Source organism: Pseudomonas sp. WS 5010 (assembly GCF_012985565.1).
Taxonomy (GTDB): Bacteria; Pseudomonadota; Gammaproteobacteria; order Pseudomonadales; family Pseudomonadaceae; genus Aquipseudomonas.
Map to the genome: position 1 here is coordinate 564,231 of NZ_JAAQWQ010000001.1, position 21,617 is coordinate 585,847.

Genomic DNA, 21,617 nt, shown 5'->3' on the forward strand with positions numbered 1-21,617 from the left:
CATTAGTGCAAACACAAGGGTGGACAGGTACTTGTTGCGCGCATATAGATAACATGTTAACTATTGCCCGACAAAAACAATAAGCCATTGTGGAGACACCCATGGGTATCCAACAGAGTGCACAACAGGGGCTCGACACCTGGAACCGCGACTTGCGTGCGATGTGCGGCCACTTCGACACCGAACTGGCCTTTAACCGTTCGCTGTTTATCGGCGAGTTTTCCATGCTTTCAAACGGCGGGTTGCCCCTGGCCAGCCTGCGTACCAACGCCGGCCTGATCAAGCGCCAGGTCAGCAACCCCGACCATGACAATGACCAGGATTGCTTTTTGGTCAGCCAGCGCAGCGGCTATTCGCAGGTCGTGCAGAACGGCCAGCGCGTACAACTGGCCCCTGGCGAACTGCTGCTGATGGACTCGGTGGGCTCCATTGAAATCACCCCGTTCGGCTTGATCGAACATATCTCGCTGTCGTTGCCGCGCGCCCAGGTGTGCAAGCAGATGGGCAGCCAAGCAAAAACCTTTGGCAAGATTTCCTCCAGCAAAGCCTGTGGGCGCATGCTGCATGTGTTGATGGACCAATTGTGCAAGGGCGGCGAAGGTGCCGAGGATGAGGTCGAGGCGTTGCAGTGTGCCTTTGTGTCGCTGCTGGGCTCAGCCCTGGAGCAGGACGAGGACGCGCGCGACGACACCGGCGCGTTGCAAGGTAACAACCTGCGCAGCTACGTGCAGAAGGTCATTGATGAGTCCCTCAGCCAGCCTGGCCTGAGCCCCGTCGGCCTGGCCAGCCGCTTGAACATCTCGGTACGCCATTTGTACCGGCTGTTCGAAGAACAGGACGACAGCGTCTGCCGCTACATCCAGCGCGCAAGGCTCAAGCGCAGCGCCGATGACTTGACCAACCCGTTCCTGCGTAGCGAATCGATTACCTCGATTGCCTATAAGTGGGGTTTTACCGATTCGGCGCATTTCAGCCGCTCGTTCAAGAAGCAGTTCGAGCAGTCACCCAAGGCGTTTCGATCCAGCCGAATGGCCTGAACAGGATCTGACCCGCCCAGTAGATTGAACGTAGGAGCCGGCTGACAGACTGCCATCACCGGCAAGCCGGCTCCTACAGGTTGGGTTTCAGACTTCCGGCAGGGTTGAGCCGCCATCTACCACCAGCGTTTGCCCGGTGATATAGGTGGCCAGCCCCGAAGCCAGAAACAGCATGGCCCCGGCGATATCGGCGGCGCTGCCCAAGCGTCCCAACGGCACGCGGCTGGCAATACTGGCGTTGAGTTGGCCATCTCCCAGGTTACTCATTGCCGGTGTCGCGATCATGCCCGGTTCAACCCCGTTGACCCGTACATTCAACCCCGCCAGTTCCAGCGCAGCATTGCGAATGAAGCCGTTGACCCCGGCCTTGGACGCCGCATAGTGGCTCAGCCCGGGGTACGCCACCCTGGGGCCGGTCACTGATGAAGTTACCAGTACACAGCCGTGGCCCTGGCGGCGGAACATCGGCAGGGCGCCTTGGGTCAGCCAGAACAGGGCCGAGAGATTCACCGCCAGGGTGCGTTCGAGAATGGCCGGGGTGATGTCCTCAAAGCAGGTCAGCGGGAAGTACCCGGCGTTGTGGACCAGTACGTCGAGTCGTTCCTGGCGTTGCATCAGCGCGAACACCGCGCTGGCATCCGCCAGGTCGATACCAACGGCCGCGACTTGGCAACCATGGGCTATAAGTTCGTCAGCCAGGGCCTGGGCCGTGGCGACTTGACGGTCGGCAATCAGCACCTGGGCGCCGCGCCTGGCAAACCCTTCGACAATCCCACGACCGATGCCCTGGGCGCCGCCAGTGACCAGAACCACTTGGCCGCTGAAGTCCAGGTCATGGGGCATGAGTGGGCTCCAGATGGGCGAAGGCCAGTGTCGGCACATCGACAATGCTTGAACCGCCGTCGGCCACCAGGGCTGCGCCGGTGATGATCGACGCGTCAGCCGATGCCAGGAAGCGACAGACCTTGGCGATCTCGTCGGCACTGGCCGGGCGGCGCAGCGGTACATCGGCGCACACGCGGGCATAGGCTTGCTGCAGGCTCTCGTCATAGGCCTGCATCAACGGCTGCATTTCCTTATCCGCCATGGGCGTGCGCACCCAGCCCGGACACACCGCATTGACCCGCACCCCGCGCGGCCCGTAATCCCGGGCCAACGAGCGGTTGAGCCCCAGCAGCGCATGTTTGGCGGTGGTGTAGCCGCACACCTCGGGGCCTGCCGCTAGTGAGGCGATGGAGCCGATCAGCACAATATTGCCGGCGCTTTCCAGCAACAGCGGCAGGCAGGCCCGCGCGCTGTAGAAGGCGCTGTCGAGATTGCTGCGCAACGCTGCTTCCCAGGTGGCCGGTGGGGTTTGCGTGGCACTGCCCACGCCATGGCCGCCGGCGCAGGCCAGCAGCACATCGAGACGCCCATAGCGCTGGCGGATCTGCGTGATGAACCCTTCCCAGGTCACGGGGCAGGCCGCGTCGCCCACCAGGATCAGCCCGCCGGTGTCTGCGGCCACCTGCTCCAGCGGTTCGCGACGCCGGCCGATCAGTACCAGTTGTGCCTTTTCGCCCGCATACAGCCGGGCACACGCGGCGCCGATACCGGTGCCGGCCCCGGTGATCAGCACCGTGCGTGGCTCAGTCATCGGCATACTCCGTGCGGTTGAGCACCTGGCAATAGGAACTGATGGGGAAGTTCGATAGCGCATCGAACGAGGAACCTGCATAGCCGAAGATCTTGCCGTCGCTGCGGTGCTGTTGCAGGTCAATCAGCACCAGGCCCAGGGTGGGAATGATTTTTTCGCGCCAGACAAATAGGTACAGCTCATCGGCAATCTTGTAGTAATGGCAGCGATCGGTGTCGCACAGGCCTTGCTCGACACCTTTGAGGCACTGCCAGGCATAGAACTGGTCGTTGAGGTAGAGGTGCTCGTAGACCTCGCTCGGGCTGTAGCGGTATTGGTTGCGCAGGCCCACCAACTCGCGTGTCGGCGTGTGGGGGCACAAGCCTTCCTGCCACGGGCGGTCGAGGCTGCCATGCAGGAAGTCCACGGCCACCGCGGTTAACGGCTTGCCCGCCAGGGCGCGGCTATACAGGCCCTCGGCGGTGTCTGCCGGGGAGGGCAGGCGGCCGATGACGGCGGTGAACGAGGCACTGTGGGTGTCGAGCACCAGGCTGATGGACCAGTCCTGCCCGCCTTCATGCTTGATGAAGTCCACCAGGTACAGGCCGGGGCGGATCGACGTGGCACGGTAGGGCGCCGTGCCGCTGGAGTGCCCGTCCAGGGCGCTCCAGGACAGGCTCTGCTGAGCGAAATGATGCGCTATCTGCCAGCCATTGGCGAAGTGCAGGGTGAACGTCTTGCCGTCCAGGTCTGCCAGGTTGGGCAGGATAAAGGCCTGGGGGGCAAAGCCATCGGCGAGGGCGCCGACGGTGATCCAGTCAGATGGGTGAGTCATCACCGGCCTCCGTTCATACGACCGCGAAGTAATGTTTGACGAAACTTGCGCTGAGCACTTCCCACAGCACTGGCGTGCCCTTGGTCACGAACCAGCTGTCGCCCGCCTTGTAGGTGGTGGTTTGGCCGCTGGACTCGTCGGTCAGGCGCACCTCGCCGGTGACCACGGTGGCCTGTTCGTTAAAGGGGTAGACCATGCGGAACTTGCCCTGGGTGGTGCCGAAGTAGGCGCTGCTGACCGGGTCGGTCGGCGCGCCGAAGGTCATTTTGCCGAAGGCCTTGAGTTCGCCGGCGAGGATTTCGCTGCCGAGATCGGCAACGGTGCCCCAGGCATCGAGTTCAGACAGTTGGATATCTTTCTTGAGGGTGACGAGGGTCATGGCAGTTGCTCCATAGGGATAAAAACGGGGTTAGCGGCGACCATTCCAGTAACCGGACAGTTGGTGCCAGGATTTGCCGGCGGTCAGCAGCAAGGGGCGGATCGCGTCCTTACCGATGATCGTCGGGCGGTGGATCGAACTGACCAGGTCATAGCGCGCCGAACCTTCGCTCATGCCTTCGGCCAGGACCTTGCAGATGATGTGGCTGGGGGTGACGCCAAAGCCCGAGTAACCCTGGACAAAGAACGCATTGCTGCGCCCCGGCAAGGTGCCGATCTGTGGGAACAGGTTGGGGCTGCAGGCCATCGGGCCGCCCCAGGCGAGGTCGATCTTCACGTCCTTGAGGTAGGGGAAAATCTTCAGCATCAGCTTGCGGTTCCAGGCTTTCAAATCGCCGGGAATGTGCTCGACCAATGGCGTGGCGGCGCCGAACAGCAGGCGGTTTTCATTGGTCACGCGGTAGTAGTCGATTACCGGGCGGATATCGCTGTAGGCCCCGCGAATCGGGCTTATCCGCTGGATCAGCTCTTCGCTCAACGGCTCGGTCATCATCTGGAACGCGTAGGTGTTGATGGTCGAGCGATGCAGCTCCGGCTCCAGCTTGTTGAGAAAACTGTCACACGCCCACAACAGCTTGCTGGCCTTGACCGAGCCGCGTCCGGTGCGCACGGTGATGCGCTCGCCATAGCTGACTTCCAGCGCCGGGCTGTTCTCGAAGATCCGCACGCCAAGGCCAGCCAGGGCGCTGGCTTCGCCCAGCAGCAGGTTCAGCGAATGCACATGCCCGCCGCCCATATGCAGCAGGGCGCTGCCGTAGGCGTCGGAGCCGATGATCTGCTTCACGTCGGAGCCGCCGAGGAAGCGGATTTCGTGCTTGCTGTTGATCGACTTGAAGTCTTTTTCCCAGGCCCGCAGGGTTTTTTCCTGGCGGGCGTTGAAGCCCATATAGCCGTAGCCGTGGCAAAAGTCGGCATCGATGTTGTACTTGGCGATCCGGTCTTTGATGATGTCGGCGCCCAGGTCGCTGATCTCGAACACCTGGCGCAGGCCGTCCTCGCCGACGTCTTGCTTGATCTTCTCGAGGTCGTGGCCAATGCCGGCCATGATCTGCCCGCCATTGCGCCCGGTGCCGCCAAAACCCAGGTAGCGCGCTTCCAGTACGACGATATTGGTGATGCCCTTTTCTGCCAGTTCCAGAGCCGTGTTGATCCCGGAAAAGCCGCCGCCAATTACCACGACGTCGGCCTCGATGTCCTGTTCCAGGGTGGGAAAGCTCAGGTTGTACTTCTTGGTAGCGGTGTAATACGTGGGGGTTTCAATAGTGATCATGGCGCAGCCTGAAAAGTGAAGGAAGGCTCTAAAGCAGATGTCTTCATTAGGGGCCTTGGCGCGATCAATGTCTTGATCCTGCCTGCCGGGGCTTTTGATTCAGCGCGCCATGGACGTGCGCGACCCTTAAGTTATAGCGCGAGCGTGGAGCGGGGATGTTAGAGTTTCGTTAAAACATTAACTAAATATCACGTGACCCTGACTCTATGCTCAAACCCCGGCAGTCCCTGACCCTCACCCTGTTACAGGCCCGCGAAGCGGCCATGAGTTTTTTCCGCCCCTCGCTGAACGAACACGGCCTGACCGAGCAGCAATGGCGGGTGATCCGCATCCTCAATCAACACGACGAACTGGAGATTTACCAACTGGCGGAACTGGCCTGCATCCTCAAGCCGAGCATGACTGGCGTGCTGGTACGCATGGAAGCGGCGGGGATGATCCATCGGCGCAAGGCCGAGCAGGATCAGCGACGGGTACTGGTGACCCTGGCGGACAAGGGCCGGGCGAGTTTTGCGTCCATGAGCCAGTGCATGGAGGCCAACTACCAGCGTTTGCAGGAGCAGTTGGGGGAGGAGAAGTTGCAGACCTTGCTGGGGTTGCTCGATGAGCTGAAAAACATCAGGCGCTGAAACACGATCTCTCAAACACCACACATCCAAAATGTGGGAGCGGGCTTGCTCGCGAAAGCAGTGGTTCAGTCACCGAATATATTGACTGACACACCGCTTTCGCGAGCAAGCCCGCTCCCACATTGGGTCCTGCGGCGTTTGAAGGTGATTAGTACACGCCGCCAGTGCTCGCTGGCGCGGGTTTGTCTTTGAACTTGCCCACCAATCCCTGCAACCCACGCATCAGCACCGTGGTATCCACCCCCACTGCGACAAACCCCGCGCCCAGCTCGATGTACCGCCGGGCGAGTTTCTCATCGGCACTGAGAATCCCCGCCGCCTTGCCCGCCTGGCGGATCCGCGCAATGGCATCTTCGATTGCCGCTTGCACGTCAGGGTGCCCCGGATTGCCCCGGTGGCCCATGGATGCACTCAAGTCCGCCGGGCCGATAAACACGCCATCCACGCCTTCGACAGCCGCTATCGCGTCGAGGTTGGCCAGCCCTTGCAAGCTTTCGATCTGCACCAGCAGGCACATCTGTGCGTCGGCCTGGTCCAGGTAGCCGTCGATGCTGTTCCAGCGTGAAGCCCGCGCCAGGGCGCTGCCCACGCCGCGGATGCCCTGGGGTGGATAGCGCATGGCGCGCACCAGTTCCCGGGCCTGGGCGGCGCTTTCGACCATCGGCACCAACAAGGTTTGCGCGCCGATATCCAGCACCTGCTTGATCAATGCGGTGTCGCCAATGACCGGACGAATCACCGCCTCGCTGGCGTAGGGCGCCACGGCCTGCAATTGGCCGAGCATGCCGCGCAAGTCGTTGGGGGCGTGTTCACCGTCGATCAGCAGCCAATCGAAACCGGCATTGGCCGCCAGTTCCGCGCAGTACGCGTGCGCCAGGCCCAGCCACAGGCCGATCTGCGGCTCCCCGCAGGTGAGCCGCTGTTTGAAGCGGTTGACAGGCATGTCCATGAATCAGTCCTCCAGGTGTCAGACGAAGCGGCAGGAAATCGAGCCGAGCATGTCGTAGTCGACATGGAAGGTATCGCCCGGGCTGGCGGCCACCGGCCGGGTAAACGAGCCGCCGAGGATGATCTGCCCTGGCAGCAAGGTGACGTCGTAGGGCGCCAGCTTGTTCGCCAGCCACGCCACGCCCTTGGCCGGGTGGTTGAGCACGGCGGCCGAGACCCCGGACTCTTCGATCACGCCGTTGCGATACAGCACCGCCGGCACTTTGCGCAGGTCGATCTCGGTTGGCCGCACCGCGCGGCCGCCCATGACCACGCCGGCATTCGCGGCGTTGTCGGAGATGGTGTCGAACACCTTGCGCGTGGCCTTGGTGTGCGGGTCGACCTGCTGGATGCGCGCGTCGATGATCTCCAGGGCCGGGATCACCCACTCGGTGGCGTCGAGCACATCGAAAATCGTGCAGTTGGGGCCCTTGAGCGGCTTGCCGAGGATGAAGGCCAGTTCGACCTCGACCCGCGGCACGATAAAGCGCTCGAATGGAATGTCGGTGCCTTCCTCAAACAGCATGTCATCGAGCAGCGCACCGTAGTCCGGTTCGGTGATGTTCGACGACACCTGCATCGCCCGCGAGGTCAGGCCGATCTTGTGCCCGACCAGCTTGCGCCCGCCCTTGATCTTCTGGGCGACCCAGGCGCGCTGGATGGCGTAGGCGTCCTCGATCGTGATCGCCGGATGATCGAGGGAAAACTGGCGTACCTGTTCGCGGCTGCGTTCGGCATGGTCCAGTTGGGCAGCGGCTTGCAGGATGAGCTGTGGATCGAGCATGACAAGGGTCTCTTACTGAGGGTTGACGATGGCGGCGTTGGTGCGCAACACCAGCAGGCCGCCAAGGGCGATAAACAGCGCCAGCACGTACAGCGCGAGGCTGGCGCTCTGGGTGGTGTCGCGCATCCAGCCGATCAGGTAGGGCGCAAGGAACGAGGCGATGCTGCCAAACGAGCTGATCATGGCGATCCCGGCCGCCTGGGTGCAGTTGGACAGGAAGGCCGGCGGCAGTTGCCAGAACATCGGCAGCGCGGCGCTGGCGCCCATGCCGGCGACGATCAGGCCGCCCATCACCACCAGCGAGTTGCCCGGTGCCAGGCCAGCCACGGCAATCCCGGCGGCGGCCATCAGCAGCGGCACGCACAAGTGCCAGCGGCGTTCGCGGTTGCGGTCCGAAGAGCGCCCGCAGCCGATCATGAAGAAGCAGCCGGCCAGATACGGCACGGCGCTCAGCAGGCCGACCTGGCTGTCGCGGCCGATGCCGGCGCCATGGATCAGGGTGGGCATCCAGAACGCCAGGGTGTTGACCGCCAGCATCACCGCAAAGTAAATCGCCACCAGCAGCCACACTTGCGGGTCGCGCAGGATGCCGCCGAAGGAGGTGATGGACTTGCGCTTTTCCTCGGTGCTCAGTTGCTCGCGCAATTGTTGCTTTTGCGCAGGCTCCAGCCACTTCACCGTTTCAAAACTGTCCGGCAGGTACTTGAGCACCACCAGGCCCAGCAGCACCACGGGGGCGCCTTCGATGAGGAACATCCACTGCCAGCCGCGCATGCCGCCAAAGTCGTGGAAGTTTTCCAGGATCGCCCCCGAGAGCGGCCCGCCAATCACCCCGGCCATGGGCACGGCGATGGCGAACAGGGCGGTGATCTGCGCGCGTCGGCGCGCCGGGTACCAGCGGTTGAGAAACACCAGGATCCCCGGGAAGAAACCCGCCTCGGCCACGCCCAGCAAAAAACGCAGGACATAGAAGCCGGTGGAACTTTCGATCCACAGCATGCTGGTGGACAGGATGCCCCACACCACCATCAGGCAGGCGATCCAGCGCCGTGGCCCGACGCGGTCCAGGGCGATATTGCTGGGCACGCCGAACAGCGCGTAGGCGATAAAGAACAGACCGGCACCGAAGCCATACACCGTGTCGCTGAAGTGCAGGTCGCTGCTCATCTGCATCTTGGCGAACCCGATGTTGATCCGGTCCAGGTGGGCAAACAGGTAACAGATCAGCAGCAACGGCATCAGGCGCCAGGTGACGGTGCTGTGGGTGCGATCATGCTCGGCAAGGGTGACGCTGTGGGCGGTATTGGCTGTGCTCATGATGTTGTACTTTTTGTCTGAGAGGCCGTTGGGGGAGGCGGGGTCAACCCGCCTGGTTGCTTAAAAACGCGTGGACGTTGTTCTGTTTGAAATTCAACTGCGGGTGCAACTCGACCATCTCGAAGGACAGGGCCAGCAGCCGTTGTGCCTGCAGGGCGGCGAAGTGCTCGGTGATCACCCTGAACAGGGCTTCAGCCACCGCCTGACGGGTAGGCAGGTCGCGACCGTGGCCGACCTTGAGGGTCATGTGGACGAAGGCGTAGTCGTGCTTGCCATCGGCCATGCGCCAGGTGTCCAGGCGCACCGCGCGGCTGCGGATGCCGCCCAGGGGGAACACGCCGCTGTCTCCCAGCACCTGGTGGACCTTTGCAAACAGCCCCGGCAGGTCGGCCTGGTGTTCGAGGTTGTCGGTGTATTCGGCGATGAAATGCGGCATTTTGCTCTCCTTGTAGGAGCCGGCTTGCCGGCGATGGCGGCCGGACTGCAGGCGCGTGGGTGCCAGGCACACCGCGATCGCCGGCAAGCCGGCTCCTACCGTGTTAAATCGGGAAAATGGCGTTGATCTGGCCAGTGCCGGAGCTGCCGAACGGCTCGGTGATGATCTCTGCCGGGCGGTTGTACTCAGGCCCGCCGAGCAAGCCCAGGAGCATCGCGGTGTCGTGCATCTTGCCCTCGCCAAAGCAGTGTTCGGCGTAGTCCGGGAGCATCGCGCAGAACTCCTTGAAGCGGCCTTCGCGCCACATCTGCACCACGTGCATGTCCACTTGCTTGTCGAACTCGCGGGTCCAGTTGTGGATGTTGGCTTCGGCTTCGCGGTCGTCGGAGAAGCGGTGCGACAGGGAGCCGGAGGCCAGCACCAGCACCTTGCGATCACTCTTCTCGATGGCCCGGCGCACGGCGGCACCGAAGGCGAAGCTGTCTTCCAGGCGATGCCAGGCGCACCAGGCGGCGATGGAGATCACCTTGAATTTCTGCTCCTGGGGCACGTCCATGTGCATATAGCGCATGGGCACCAGGGTGCCGTATTCCAGCTCCAGGCTCGGGATGTTGTGGGCCATGGTGCGCACCCCGGCCAGGTTGGCTTCGGCGGCAATCAGCTCGCCCAGCTGCGGGCAGCCGGGGTAGGCGTACTCCATGTTCTTGATGAAGTGCGGCAGTTCGTTGCTGGTGTAGGTGCCCTGGAATCGCTCGCCACTGTTGACGTGGTAACCGCTGTTGACCAGCCAGTGCACGTCGAATACCACGGCGGTGTCGGCCCCCAGTTCACGGGCGCGGCGCCCGATTTCCTTGTGCCCGGCAATCGCTGCTGCGCGGCAACCGTGGTGCTTGCCCGGCAGTTCCGACAGGTACATGGAAGGCACGTGGCAGATTTTCGCCGCCAGGACTACTTCACCCATGATCATTCTCCTGATTTCATTATTCTTGTTGGTGCGCTACGGACTGTGTAGGAGCGAGCTTGCTCGCGAAAAACCCAAGGTCAGCGCGTTAACCCTGAAAGTCAGCGTTATCGTTGACGAGCATCGCGGGCAAGCCCGCTCCCACAGTTACACGCCCCAGCGCGGGATGTGATGGCTGCCCATGGAGATGCACACGTTCTTGATTTCTGCGAACACTTCGAAGCTGTACTGGCCGCCTTCGCGACCGGTCCCCGAGCCCTTTACCCCGCCGAACGGCTGACGCAGGTCGCGCACGTTCTGGCTGTTGATAAACACCATGCCGGCCTCGATGCCACGGGCCAGGCGATGAGCCTTGCCGATGTCCTGGGTCCAGATATAGGACGCCAGGCCATATTCGGTATCGTTGGCCAGTTGCAGGGCCTCGGCTTCGTCCTTGAAGGGAATCAGGCACACCACCGGGCCGAAAATTTCTTCCTGGGCGATGCGCATGTTGTTGTTGACGTCGGCGAACACGGTCGGCTGGATAAACTGCCCGCGTGCCAAGTGCGCCGGCAGGTTCGCCGGCCGCTCCAGGCCGCCTGCCACCAGGTTGGCGCCTTCTTCGAGGCCAATCTTGATGTAACCGGTGACTTTGTCATAGTGGGCTTGTGTGATCATCGAGCCCACCTGGGTGTTCGGGTCTTGCGGGTCACCGACAATCAGGCGTTTGGCGCGGGCGGCGAACTCGGCGACGAACTGCGGGTACACGCTCTGCTGGATGAACACCCGGCTGCCGGCGGTGCAGCGCTCGCCGTTCAGCGAGAAGATGGTGAACAGCGCGGCATCCAGGGCCCGTTCGAGGTCGGCGTCTTCAAAAATCAGCACCGGTGACTTGCCGCCCAGCTCCATGGAGTACTTTTTCAGGCCGGCGGTCTGCATGATTTTCTTGCCGGTGGCGGTGCCGCCGGTAAAGGAAATCGCCCGCACATCCGGGTGACGCACCAGGGCATCGCCGGCGGTGGCGCCGTAGCCCTGGATCACGTTGAGCACGCCCTTGGGAATCCCCGCTTCCAGGGCCAGGCGCCCCAGTTCGTTGGCAGTCAAAGGCGACAGCTCGGACATCTTCAGTACCGCCGTGTTGCCCAGGGCCAGGCACGGTGCGGTCTTCCAGGTGGCGGTCATGAACGGCACGTTCCACGGCGACACCAACGCACACACACCTACCGGTTGGTACAGGGTGTAGTTGAGCATCTGGTCGTCCACCGGGTAGCTGTGGCCGTCCATGCGCGTGCAGACTTCGGCGAAGAAATCGAAGTTGTGCGAAGCCCGTGGGATCAGCACGTTCTTGGTCTGGTGGATCGGCAGGCCGGTGTCCAGGGTTTCCAGTTCGGCCAGGTGTGGCACGTTCTGCTCGATCAGCTCACCGAGCTTGCGCATCAGGCGCGCGCGCTCCTTGGCCGGGGTGTTGGCCCACTTGGGGAAGGCTTCCTTGGCCGCAGCCACGGCCTGGGCGACTTCTTCGGCGCCACCGCTGGCCACTTCGCCAATCGCCTCGCCGGTGGCGGGGTTGTAGTTGATGAAGGTGTCTTTGCTTTCGACCTCACGGCCGTTGATCCAGTGTTTGATCATGGGGTTCAAGCCTCTTTCCGGGCGGCGAAAAAGTCCGCCTCGCTGACAATTCGGTTGACCAGGCGGCCGACGCCTTGCACTTCCACCACCACTTCATCCCCTGGCACCACGTCGGCCAGGCCTTCGGGGGTGCCGGTGGCGATCATGTCGCCGGGTTGCAGGGTCATGAAGCTGGACAGGTATTCGATCAGGTAGGGGATATCGAAAATCATGTCGCGGGTGCTGCCTTCCTGGCGCAACTCACCGTTGATCCAGGTGCGCAGGGTCAGGTTGCCTGGGTCCGGCACATCGGCCACGTCGACCATCCACGGGCCGACCGGGGTCGTGGCGTCGCGGTTTTTCACCCGCAGGTTGGGGCGGTAGTAGTTTTCCAGGTAGTCGCGGATCGCGTAGTCGTTGCACACGGTGTAGCCGGCCAGGTACTCCAGGGCGTCCTCGCGCTTGACGTTGCGCGCCGGCTTGCCGATCACCGCCACCAACTCGCACTCGTAGTGCATGTAGGCGATGTTGTCCGGGCGCCAGGTGATCTGGTTGTGTCCGGTGTAGGTGCCCGGCGACTTGATGAATGCCAGCGGCTCGGTCGGCGGGGCGAAGGCAAGTTCGGCGGCATGGTCGGCGTAGTTCAGGCCCAGGGCGAACATATTGCCGGTGGCCGGTGGCAGCCACTGCACCTGGTCTTCGGCCAGCAACCGACCATCGGCCAGGCGCACAGCATTGAAATCTTCGACGTGGACCTGATGGACCTGGCCTTCAAAACGGATACGCGCGTGCTTCATGGCTGTTCCTCGGCCTGGATGTGGTTGACCAGGCGGCCCAGGCCGCTGATCTGGACTTCGACGGTGTCGCCGGGCTGCACATCCACCCGGCCTTCGGGCGTGCCGGTGATCAGCACATCGCCTGCATGCAGGGTCATGAATTCGCTGATCTCGGCGATCAGCCGGGGAATGTCGCGGACAAAATTGGCCGTGGTGTTCTGCTGGCGCAACTCGCCGTTGACCAACAGCTTGAGGCTCAACTGATGGGGGTTGGCGATCTGTTCGCGGGCCACCAGTTCAGGGCCCAGGGCGCAGAACCCGTCGCGGCACTTGGCTTTGACGGCGGGGCGGTAGTAGCTGTCTTCCGGCAGGCTGAACTCATTGACGATGACATAGCCCGCCACATGCTCCAGGGCATTTTCCACGCTGACGCGGCTGGCGCTTTTGCCGATCACCACGCCCAGGGCCGGGCCCGGTTGCAGGCGCTCGCCGTGGGGCTGGTGCACGATGCCGTCATGGCTGTTGCGGGTGTTGGGGGTCTTGATAAACAGCACCGGCTTGACCGGGGGCTTCTGGTACGGCGGCTGCTCGAATTCGGCGAGACGCTGGTTCAGCAAGCCCTGGTAGTTCAGCGCGACGCCGAACAGGGTGCCGCTGGCAACATCATGCAGGGTACGGCTCATGGATTTCTCCTGGCGATGGCGACTGCTCTAAAGGCAGTTCGTTAATGTGTTAACGTTATAATTAATATGTTAACTATCGTCAAGCGTGGCAAAATCATCGGGTGCAAAAAACAATAAAGAGAAGCCTGTGAAACCGATCCCCAACATCAACATCGGCCAGGTCTACGACCAGCGCTACAGCGATGCCGACGTGCATTACGATCGGCTCGGCAACCTGGCGGGTTTTTTCGGGCGCAACATGCCCGTGCATCGGCATGACCGGTTCTTCCAGGTGCATTACGTCAAGAGCGGCGCCGTGCGGGTCTACCTCGACGATCAGCAGTACCTGGAATCGGGGCCGATGTTTTTCCTCACGCCGCCCACGGTGGCCCATGCCTTTGTCACTGAAGCCGACGCCGATGGCCACGTACTGACCGTGCGCCAGCAGTGGGTGCGGGCGCTGGTCGATGCCGACCCGAGCCTGGCGCCCGGCCCACAGATCCCACCCGCCTGCGTGGCGTTGGCCCGCCTGGCACCTGAGTTCGAGCCCGAGATCAAGCGGCTGGACTGGCTGTTCGACGAGTTGAGCGGCGAGATCAACAGCACCGGCGCGGGGCGGGCGGCGGCCCTGGAAAGCCTGACGCGGTTGATCATGATCAGCCTGCTGCGCCTGTGCGCCAACTCCCTGCAAGCACGCCCGGCGCGCCATGAAGACCTGCGCATCTTCCACCGCTTCAATGAGCTGATCGAAGACCACTATTTGCGGCATTGGCCGCTGTCGGCGTACGCCGAACAAATCGGCGTGACCGAGGCGCGGCTCAACGACGTATGCCGGCGCATTGCCGACCTGCCGTCCAAGCGCCTGGTGCTTGAACGGCTGATGCAGGAAGCCAAGCGCCTGCTGCTGTTTACCGGCGGTTCAGCCAATGAAATCTGCTATCAGCTGGGGTTCAAGGACCCGGCTTATTTCAGCCGGTTCTTCCAGCGCTATGCGCACATGACACCGGGGGAGTACCGCCTGCGCCAGGCAGGCCTGCGTTGATCACCACAGCGCCAGGCTGTAGCCGACGATGATGCGGCTTTCGTCGATATCGCTGGTCAGGCCGTTGCTCGAACGCAGGGTCGCGTTACGCAGCCTGACGTTGACGTTTTTCAGTGGCCCGCTCTGCACGGTGTAGGTCAGGTCGGTATCGCGCTCCCATTCGCGGCCATTACGCACGCTGGCGGTCTGCACGTGGCTGCCATCCACATAGCGGGTCATGAAGGTCAGCCCCGGCAGGCCGAGGGCGGCGAAGTTGTAGTCGTAACGCGCCTGCCAGGCATCGGTCTGGGCCTTGGTGAAGACGTTGATGGTTACCAGGTTGACCGAATAGGGGTCCATGCCGGGGTAGGCGAAATCGCCGTCGCCCGAGAGGTTCTGATAGCCCAGGCCAAACTTGTGGGCCCCCGTCGACAGGCTCAGCATGCCGTTGAAGAACCGGTTGTCGATGCGCCCGCCGTCCACTCGCGATGCGCCACGCAAATCATGGCTGCCTTGCTCGCGGGTATCGAAGTAACGCAGGTCGCTGCGCAGGCTCATGCCGTTGCTCAGCGGCAGGTCGTGCACCAGGCCGATGAAGTGCTGGCGGTAGATGTCCTGCATCTGTGCGTAGTAGTAAGTCGTCGCCAACTGCGGGGTGATTGCATAGGTGCCGCCGGCCAGGTCCAGGTGGCTGCTGTCGACGCCGGCGTAGCTCATCTGGTCGTTGCTGGAAGAATCGCGCAGGTTTTGTTTTTCCAGGCGGCCCAGGTTCAGGGTCAGGCCGGCGATGTCCTGGGAGGTGAGCAGCTCGCCGGTATAGGTCGAGGGCAGGAGCCGGGTGTCGTTATAGGCGGCCACCGGCAGCTGCGGCTGCAGGGTGCCGGCCTTGAGCACGGTTTTCGACACTCGCACCTTGGCCGTCAGGCCCAGTTCACTGTAGTTGTCGACGGGCTGTTGGCTGGCGCCATACGGCAGCAGGCCGGTGCCACGACGATCACGGCTGGAATCGAGCTTGACCCCCAGTTCACCCAGGGCATCCACGCCAAAGCCCACCCGGCCTTCGGTGTAGCCCGACTCCAGGCGCAGCACAAAGCCCTGGGCCCACTCATCGGCCTTGTTCTGCGGCGCGTTTGTCTGGCGAAAGTCGCGGTTCATATAGAAATTGCGCAGGTCGAGGCTGGCCTTGCTGTCCTGGATAAACTCGGCGTAGGCGCTCAGGGGGCTGAACGTAGCGCACAGGCCGGCGCTGGCCGCCAGGGGAAGGAGGCGCAAATGCATGACAGAATCCTTTTGTTGTTTTTGTAGGTATCGCCCTTCGGATCACTGAAGGGAGTGGCATATTGTTAACATGTTATATTTATTCTGGGTAGACAATTTGCGCCGTCATAAAATAATTCGTATCGAGATTAACGAGTTTGTGCGGCGGCCGGCTTGCATGCCCGTGGAGCCGACCCTAAGCTTCGACGCTTCGATCTCTTATGCGCGTGAGCCATGTCCACTCCCAGACCTTCCCTGACGCTGACCCTGCTGCAGGCCCGTGAAGCCGCCATGGCGTTTTTCCGCCCGTTGCTCAATGAACATCAATTGACCGAACAGCAGTGGCGGGTGATTCGGATCCTGCGCCAGCAAGGCGAACTGGAGAGCCATCAACTGGCGCACCTGGCCTGCATCCTCAAGCCGAGCATGACGGGCGTGCTGACGCGCCTGGAACGCGACGGCATCGTGCGCCGGCGCAAGTCCAGCGAAGACCAGCGCCGCGTGTTCGTGAACCTCACCGAGCAGGGGCAACAGTGCTTCGTCGAGATGAGCGCGGGGATGGAAAGCAACTACCAGAAGATCCAGGAACAGTTCGGCGAAGAGCAATTGCAGCAACTGCTCGAATTGCTCAACCAGTTGAAAAACATCAAGCCCTAAGCTGTTGCCGGCGATGGCGCCTCATACAGCGCCGCAGACAGGTTGAACACTCATGGAAAGACGGCAATTTAGCGGCGGGATGAAAGGCAAGAACCTGCGCTACCTGAACGAAGCCCCGGGCCAGGCCCCACGCCTGGTTCGCGCGGGGTTTGTGCTGTTGGAACATTTTTCCCTGCCGGCCTTCACCCAGGCGCTGGACACTCTGATCACCGCCAACCTGCTGCGTCCTGGGCTGTTCACCTCGCGCACCTTCGGCCTGGACGAGCAGGAGGTGATCAGCGACCTGGGCCTGGTGATTCGCCCGGACGCGCGCCTTGAGCACAGCGCGCTGGCTGAGCTCGACCTGCTGGTGATCTGCGGTGGCTATCGGACCCAGCTCAAGGCCGGTGAAAGCTTTATCGAACTGCTCAAGGCCGCCGCGCAGCAGGGCGTGATCCTCGCCGGGCTATGGAACGGGGCGTGGTTCCTGGGCAAGGCCGGGGTGCTGGATGGCTATCGCTGTGCCATTCATCCGGAGCATCGCCCGGCCCTGACGGAAATCGCCAAGGCCACCGAAGTCAGCAGCGAGCCCTATGTGATCGATCGTGACCGTCTCAGCGCATCCAGCCCATCCGGTGCGTTCCATATGGCCCTGGACTGGATCAAGAGCCTGCACGACAAGGCGCTGGTGGAAGGTATCGAAGATATCCTGGCGTTCGAGGAGTCGCGTTACCGGCGGATCAAGCCCGCTGAAAATATCTGCGTCAGTGCGCCGCTGCGCGAGGTGGTGCGCCTGATGGATGCCAACCTCGAAGAACCCCTGGCCCTGGAGCAACTGGCGGTGTATGCCGGGCGTTCGCGGCGCCAGCTGGAGCGCCTGTTTCGCGAGCAGTTGGGCACCACACCGCAGCGCTATTACATGGAGTTGCGCATCACCGAGGCCCGGCGCCTGCTGCAGCACACCGAACTGTCCCAGGTCGATGTGCTGGTGGCCTGCGGGTTCGTGTCGCCCAGCCACTTCAGCAAATGCTACAGCGCCTACTTCGGCTACCGGCCTTCGAAGGAAACCCGGCTGGTGAAGTGACCCCCATTCCTACACAGAATGGGTCGCCGGTTTGCTCGCCGGCGCACGCTTGACGCAATGCGCCAGCGCCTGCTGGATATCGGCCAGCAGGTCTGCAATATCCTCCAGCCCTACCGACAAACGCACCAGCCCTTCGGCAATCCCGTGATGGGCACGTTCCTCTGGGGTGTAGGTGGAATGGGTCATGCTCGCCGGGTGCTGGGCCAGGGATTCGGCGTCGCCCAGGCTGACCGCGCGGCTGAACAGCTTGAGCGCGTTCATGAAGCGCTTGCCGGTGGCGATGCCGCCCTTGAGTTCAAAGGCAATCATGCCACCCGAGAGTTTCATCTGCCGCGCCGCCAACTCGTATTGTGGGAAGGAGCGCAGGCCGGGGTAGGTTACCGACGCGACCGCCGGGTGCGCCTGCAAGGCTTCGGCCACGGCCTGGGCATTGCTGCAATGGCGATCCATGCGCAGGGCCAGGGTCTTGAGGCCGCGCATCAATAAAAAGGCGTCCTGGGGCGACAGGACGGCACCGGTCAGGTCCTTCAAGCCTTGCAGGCGGATGCGTTGTGCCAGGTCATGGCGGCTGACGGCGATCCCGGCGGTGATATCGCCATGCCCGCTGAGGTACTTGGTGGCCGAATGCACCACCACATCGGCGCCCATTTCCAGCGGGCGTTGCAGGTACGGGGTGCAGTAGGTGTTATCGATGACCACAGTAATGTTGGGTTGCTGGTGAGCGATCTTGGCCACGGCGGCAATGTCGATCAATTGCAGGTTGGGGTTGGCCGGGGTTTCGCAGTAGATCATGCGGGTCGCGGGGGAGAGTGCGGCGCGCAGGGCGTCGAGGTCCGACAGGTCGACATGGCGCACCTTGACGCCGAACTGGCCGATGCCATGGTGCAGCAGGGAGAAAGTGCAGCCGTACAAGGTCTGGCTGACGATCACCTCATCGCCGGGGCGCAGCAGGGTCCAGAAGGTCGCGGCAATCGCGCCCATGCCGGAACTGAATGCCACTGCTGCCTCGCCGCCCTCCAGGGTGGCCATGCGTGACTCCAGCAGCGCCAGGGTCGGGTTGGAAATGCGCGTGTAGAAGTGCCCGCTTTCTTCACCGGCAAAACACCCCGCGCCGTATTCGGCGGTCGGGAAGGCAAAGGTCGCCGACAGGTAGATCGGCGGCACCAGGGCCCCGTGATGGTCTTGCGCATCGTAGCCGTAGTGAATGGCGCGGGTAGAAAAGCCGAATGTATTGTGTTTATTGTGCATGTCGGACGCTCCTTATTTCCTACAATGCTATGCTCATAACCGAGGCCGAACGTTGCCTACTTTGCCGAGAAAAACCGCTGGCGAAGGATGAAGTCCCATAAAAATAACAATTTGAGGCAAGACATGCCCAGCAGCCTGGACCGTACCGACAAAGCCCTGTTAAACGCCCTGCAAGGCAACGCGCGCCTGACCGTTGCCGAACTGGCCGAGCGCGTTTCCCTGACCACCTCGCCGTGCTGGCGCCGGATCAAGAACCTGGAAGACAGCGGCGTGATCGGCGGCTACCAGGCGATTCTCTCGCCCAAGGCCCTGGGCTATGGGGTCACGGCGTTTGTCAGCATCATGATGGACACCCACTCCAAGGAAATCGCCCGGGCGTTTGAACAGCGGTTGCTGGACATCCCGGAAATCGTCGCCTGCCATAACGTGTCCGGGCGCTATGATTTTTTGCTGGAAGTGGTGGCCAAGGACCTGGAGTCCTTCGGCGAATTTGCCCGGGAGGTGTTGCAGACATTGCCGTGTGTGAAGGAAATCTATTCGAGCTTTTCCTACAAGTCGGTCAGGCCGTTGCGGGTGATTCCGTTGCCGGGGTGATGACGGTCTTTGTTTGAAACAACCAGCCTGCGCGTCGCTGTTTCCCATAACAAATGCAGACTTTTCGTGATACCGCAGCCAGCCAGGCTCCTTCAAGGTTCGGCCGGTAGAGCGCACGCAACGGTGCCTCTCGGATCTGAAACGACCCAGGAGCCAGAGCCATGTCGACCCCCGCAATGCAAGGAAGTCCACTGTTCCAGACGATTGATCAGTTTCGCCATCGCGATGATCGTGGCAATGGCATCCAGCACAATGGGCTGGCGTCCAAGACCACGGGGGATGCGGCCAAGTCGCTGTGGCGTTCCAGTTCGGGCTGGCCGGACACGAACGCTGATGGCACGCGCTTGGTTTCCTACGAGTTCCGCGCCCCGCCCGCCGACCCCAAGCAGGTTTGGCAGAACAAGACCGGGTTCAGCCATATCCTCGAGAACCAGAGGCAGCAGACCCGGCGCAGCCTTGAGTCGATTGCAGATGTGGCGAACATGAAGTTCAGCGAAGGGCCCAGGACGGCAAAAAGCGAAGGGCATATCAGCATTGGCAACTATGGGCAAAAGGTCGACCGCAACGGCCGTTCCCAGAGCGGTAACCCCCATGCGGTGCTGCCGGGCAGTGGCCGTGGGGGGGAGGTGTGGTTTGTAAACACGCCTGAGGAGCACAGCGTTGCCAACGCAGCCCTTGGCGATGCCGGCCGGCACACGATTGTCCATGAACTGGGGCATGCGATGGGGTTACAGCATCCTGGGCGCTATGACGGCAGCTTCACGCGCAACCAACTCGACTCCCACGAAGATTCGCAAAGCCACACCGGCATGAGCTACAGGGGCGAGCGCACCGCCTACATGCGGCATGACGGCTTTCGTTCATCGGCGCCACAATTGGACGATATAACGGCTTACCAGTCCCGATATGGCGCCAATCTCAAGACGCGCAATGACGACACCACCTACGGTTTCAACTCCAATACCCAGCGTGACTTCCTGAGTATCCACCGCAAGAACGACAAGATGGTCGCTGCTATTTGGGATGGCGGCGGGACCGACACGCTGGACTTTTCGGGTTATGAGCAGGACCAGAAAATCAGCCTCAAGGCGGGGACGTTTTCCGATGTGGGTGGCCTTAAAGGCAACGTTTGCATTGCTTATGGCGTCACGATCGAGCATGCCACGGGTGGCAAAGGCAACGATTGCCTGGTGGGCAACGCAGCGAATAACCAGTTGCGCGGTGGTGACGGGAACGATGTGCTCTACGGCGCTGAAGGTGCCGACACGCTGTGGGGCGGCAAGGGCAACGACACCTTCGTCTATGGAAAAATCAACGAGTCCAATGCTGCGGCACCGGACCGGGTCCAGGACTTTGTCAGTGGCCAGGACAAAGTCGATGTGTCAGGGATCACCGCGCAGTTGGGCGGCAGACCGTTGCAGTTTGTCAGCAGGTTTTCTGGGGCGAGCGGCGAAGCCATCGTCAGTTATGACCGCCAGTCGAACATGAGCACGTTGCAGATTGCTGGAAAGCCTACCGAGGCGCCCTTCCTGCTGCAGGTGCAGGGAGAGTTGCGGCGCAGCGATATTGTGAGCTGACTGCTAGAGGTGGCCAAGGGCGGCGGCCCAGCCCTGGCTGTTCAAGACGCCCAGTACCTTGAGCTTGCCGTTGGTGCCGACCCGGACAAACAGCGAGCTGCCGTATTCGGCACCGTCGGCGTGGGGGTAGCCCAGCACCCGCTCCAGGTCGCCGATGCATTCGCTATGGGTGACCAGCAACAGGTTGCGCCCGGCAATCTTGCGTGCCGGCAGGTCATGCGCGAGGGCGGTGCCACACAAGGTCAAGCGGTCGGGTAACACGTGGACGTCGCCGAACATGAACTGCGAAGTTTGCACGGTACGTGTGGTGGGGCTGCTCAACACATCGCTGTGGGACATGCCCAGGGTATGGAATGCGCTACCCACCGCCACTGCCGAGACACTGCCGGGGCGGGTCAAGCCATCGACAGGGCCCAGGCACGGGTTGCTGGAGCGGTCGCAGCGTTCTTCATGGCGCACCAGCACGATCAGGTTGCCACTGCGCCAGGCTGCCAGGGCCCCGGAAGTGACCAGGCGATTGTCGACGCCCAGGTTCTGCGGCGTGGTGGGCCAGAGCATGGCGCCCATCACTACAAGGCTCAGGGCGATCAGCGCACCGAAACGCAGCCCTGACTGCTTGAGGGTTTTCGCCCGGCGTTCATCCGGGCAATTCATTTCAACCACGCTCTTCACCCTGGCACCTGAGGTACAGCTGTTTGTGTTGCCGGGCAATGTAGGGGCAGGGGCGTGGTCGGCCAGTGAAATCGATGTGAAAAAATTGCCTTGGCGGTGACGGTCTTTCGCACATTCATCTTAAAAAATACTGTACATGTATACAGTCATATCCTACAGTCCATCCCAGGTGAACGGATTTCACCGCGCACCGA

23 protein-coding genes are annotated in these 21,617 nt (G+C 62.2%); 7 read left to right on the forward strand and 16 right to left on the reverse strand.

Annotated elements, in window-relative coordinates; translation table 11 throughout:
* The first annotated feature begins 101 nt into the window (after positions 1-101).
* Positions 102-1,037, forward strand: coding sequence for a transcriptional regulator FeaR (gene feaR, locus HBO11_RS02730; RefSeq protein WP_169956095.1), 936 nt, complete (start codon positions 102-104; stop codon positions 1,035-1,037).
* Positions 1,038-1,124: 87 nt separating this feature from the next.
* On the opposite strand, the gene HBO11_RS02735 is transcribed toward feaR, so the two are convergent.
* Genes HBO11_RS02735 through HBO11_RS02755 form a run of 5 tightly spaced genes read right to left on the reverse strand, consistent with a single transcriptional unit; the run spans position 1,125 to position 5,195 of the window.
* Positions 1,125-1,880: an SDR family oxidoreductase gene (locus HBO11_RS02735; protein ID WP_169956097.1), complete on the reverse strand. Its 756-nt coding sequence runs from the start codon at positions 1,878-1,880 to the stop codon at positions 1,125-1,127.
* The gene (locus tag HBO11_RS02740) at positions 1,870-2,673 is read right to left on the reverse strand and encodes an SDR family oxidoreductase (RefSeq protein WP_169956099.1); all 804 of its coding nucleotides are present in this window, start codon (positions 2,671-2,673) and stop codon (positions 1,870-1,872) included. The genes HBO11_RS02735 and HBO11_RS02740 overlap by 11 nt, the downstream gene beginning before the upstream one ends.
* Positions 2,666-3,487, reverse strand: coding sequence for a molybdenum cofactor biosynthesis F family protein (locus HBO11_RS02745; RefSeq protein WP_169956101.1), 822 nt, complete (start codon positions 3,485-3,487; stop codon positions 2,666-2,668). Before HBO11_RS02745 ends, HBO11_RS02740 begins: the two co-directional genes overlap by 8 nt.
* Before the next feature lie 13 nt (positions 3,488-3,500).
* Complete coding sequence (locus tag HBO11_RS02750; RefSeq protein ID WP_169956103.1) at positions 3,501-3,866, reverse strand: cupin domain-containing protein; 366 nt, start codon at positions 3,864-3,866, stop codon at positions 3,501-3,503.
* A 30-nt stretch (positions 3,867-3,896) separates the two neighbouring features.
* A complete protein-coding gene (locus HBO11_RS02755; protein ID WP_169956105.1) occupies positions 3,897-5,195 on the reverse strand; it encodes an FAD-binding oxidoreductase in 1,299 nt (432 codons plus the stop codon).
* Positions 5,196-5,401: 206 nt separating this feature from the next.
* Between HBO11_RS02755 and hpaR (HBO11_RS02760) the strand changes: the two genes are divergently transcribed.
* A complete protein-coding gene (hpaR, locus tag HBO11_RS02760) occupies positions 5,402-5,824 on the forward strand; it encodes a homoprotocatechuate degradation operon regulator HpaR (protein WP_057441661.1) in 423 nt (140 codons plus the stop codon).
* Positions 5,825-5,972: 148 nt separating this feature from the next.
* On the opposite strand, the gene hpaI is transcribed toward hpaR (HBO11_RS02760), so the two are convergent.
* From hpaI to HBO11_RS02800, 8 genes are all read right to left on the reverse strand, one after another.
* Positions 5,973-6,773, reverse strand: a complete 801-nt coding sequence (gene hpaI / locus HBO11_RS02765) for a 4-hydroxy-2-oxoheptanedioate aldolase (protein ID WP_169956107.1) — start codon at positions 6,771-6,773, stop codon at positions 5,973-5,975.
* Between the two features lie 18 nt (positions 6,774-6,791).
* Positions 6,792-7,595, reverse strand: coding sequence for a 2-oxo-hept-4-ene-1,7-dioate hydratase (gene hpaH / locus HBO11_RS02770; RefSeq protein ID WP_169864354.1), 804 nt, complete (start codon positions 7,593-7,595; stop codon positions 6,792-6,794).
* Positions 7,596-7,607: 12 nt separating this feature from the next.
* On the reverse strand, positions 7,608-8,912 hold the full coding sequence (locus HBO11_RS02775; protein ID WP_169956109.1) for an MFS transporter: 1,305 nt from the start codon (positions 8,910-8,912) through the stop codon (positions 7,608-7,610).
* A gap of 43 nt (positions 8,913-8,955) precedes the next feature.
* Positions 8,956-9,348, reverse strand: a complete 393-nt coding sequence (locus HBO11_RS02780) for a 5-carboxymethyl-2-hydroxymuconate isomerase (RefSeq protein ID WP_169956111.1) — start codon at positions 9,346-9,348, stop codon at positions 8,956-8,958.
* A 103-nt stretch (positions 9,349-9,451) separates the two neighbouring features.
* A complete protein-coding gene (gene hpaD / locus HBO11_RS02785) occupies positions 9,452-10,309 on the reverse strand; it encodes a 3,4-dihydroxyphenylacetate 2,3-dioxygenase (RefSeq protein WP_169956882.1) in 858 nt (285 codons plus the stop codon).
* Positions 10,310-10,456: 147 nt separating this feature from the next.
* Positions 10,457-11,917: a 5-carboxymethyl-2-hydroxymuconate semialdehyde dehydrogenase gene (hpaE, locus tag HBO11_RS02790; RefSeq protein WP_169956881.1), complete on the reverse strand. Its 1,461-nt coding sequence runs from the start codon at positions 11,915-11,917 to the stop codon at positions 10,457-10,459.
* Positions 11,918-11,922: 5 nt separating this feature from the next.
* Positions 11,923-12,693, reverse strand: a complete 771-nt coding sequence (locus HBO11_RS02795) for a fumarylacetoacetate hydrolase family protein (protein WP_169956879.1) — start codon at positions 12,691-12,693, stop codon at positions 11,923-11,925.
* On the reverse strand, positions 12,690-13,355 hold the full coding sequence (locus HBO11_RS02800) for a fumarylacetoacetate hydrolase family protein (RefSeq protein WP_169956878.1): 666 nt from the start codon (positions 13,353-13,355) through the stop codon (positions 12,690-12,692). The genes HBO11_RS02795 and HBO11_RS02800 overlap by 4 nt, the downstream gene beginning before the upstream one ends.
* Before the next feature lie 127 nt (positions 13,356-13,482).
* Between HBO11_RS02800 and hpaA the strand changes: the two genes are divergently transcribed.
* Positions 13,483-14,376: a 4-hydroxyphenylacetate catabolism regulatory protein HpaA gene (gene hpaA, locus HBO11_RS02805; RefSeq protein WP_169956876.1), complete on the forward strand. Its 894-nt coding sequence runs from the start codon at positions 13,483-13,485 to the stop codon at positions 14,374-14,376.
* On the opposite strand, the gene HBO11_RS02810 is transcribed toward hpaA, so the two are convergent.
* The gene (locus HBO11_RS02810; protein ID WP_169956875.1) at positions 14,377-15,633 is read right to left on the reverse strand and encodes an OprD family porin; all 1,257 of its coding nucleotides are present in this window, start codon (positions 15,631-15,633) and stop codon (positions 14,377-14,379) included.
* Between the two features lie 213 nt (positions 15,634-15,846).
* Here HBO11_RS02810 and hpaR (HBO11_RS02815) point away from each other — a divergent pair, with 213 nt between their 5' ends.
* Positions 15,847-16,269 (forward strand): homoprotocatechuate degradation operon regulator HpaR, encoded by a 423-nt coding sequence (gene hpaR / locus HBO11_RS02815; protein ID WP_169956874.1) that lies wholly within the window; start codon positions 15,847-15,849, stop codon positions 16,267-16,269.
* Between the two features lie 52 nt (positions 16,270-16,321).
* Entirely contained in the window at positions 16,322-17,332 is a 1,011-nt protein-coding gene (locus HBO11_RS02820) for a GlxA family transcriptional regulator (protein WP_169956873.1), read from the forward strand.
* Positions 17,333-17,341: 9 nt separating this feature from the next.
* Here the strand turns inward: HBO11_RS02820 and HBO11_RS02825 are convergent, their stop codons facing one another.
* A complete protein-coding gene (locus HBO11_RS02825; protein WP_170058776.1) occupies positions 17,342-18,580 on the reverse strand; it encodes a methionine gamma-lyase in 1,239 nt (412 codons plus the stop codon).
* Between the two features lie 123 nt (positions 18,581-18,703).
* On the opposite strand from HBO11_RS02825, the gene HBO11_RS02830 reads away from it, so the two are divergent.
* On the forward strand, positions 18,704-19,174 hold the full coding sequence (locus HBO11_RS02830) for an Lrp/AsnC family transcriptional regulator (RefSeq protein ID WP_169956871.1): 471 nt from the start codon (positions 18,704-18,706) through the stop codon (positions 19,172-19,174).
* Positions 19,175-19,335: 161 nt separating this feature from the next.
* Positions 19,336-20,751 (forward strand): M10 family metallopeptidase C-terminal domain-containing protein, encoded by a 1,416-nt coding sequence (locus HBO11_RS28755; RefSeq protein ID WP_169956870.1) that lies wholly within the window; start codon positions 19,336-19,338, stop codon positions 20,749-20,751.
* A 3-nt stretch (positions 20,752-20,754) separates the two neighbouring features.
* On the opposite strand, the gene HBO11_RS02840 is transcribed toward HBO11_RS28755, so the two are convergent.
* Positions 20,755-21,405: a histidine phosphatase family protein gene (locus HBO11_RS02840; RefSeq protein ID WP_169956885.1), complete on the reverse strand. Its 651-nt coding sequence runs from the start codon at positions 21,403-21,405 to the stop codon at positions 20,755-20,757.
* Between the last annotated feature and the right edge of the window lie 212 nt (positions 21,406-21,617).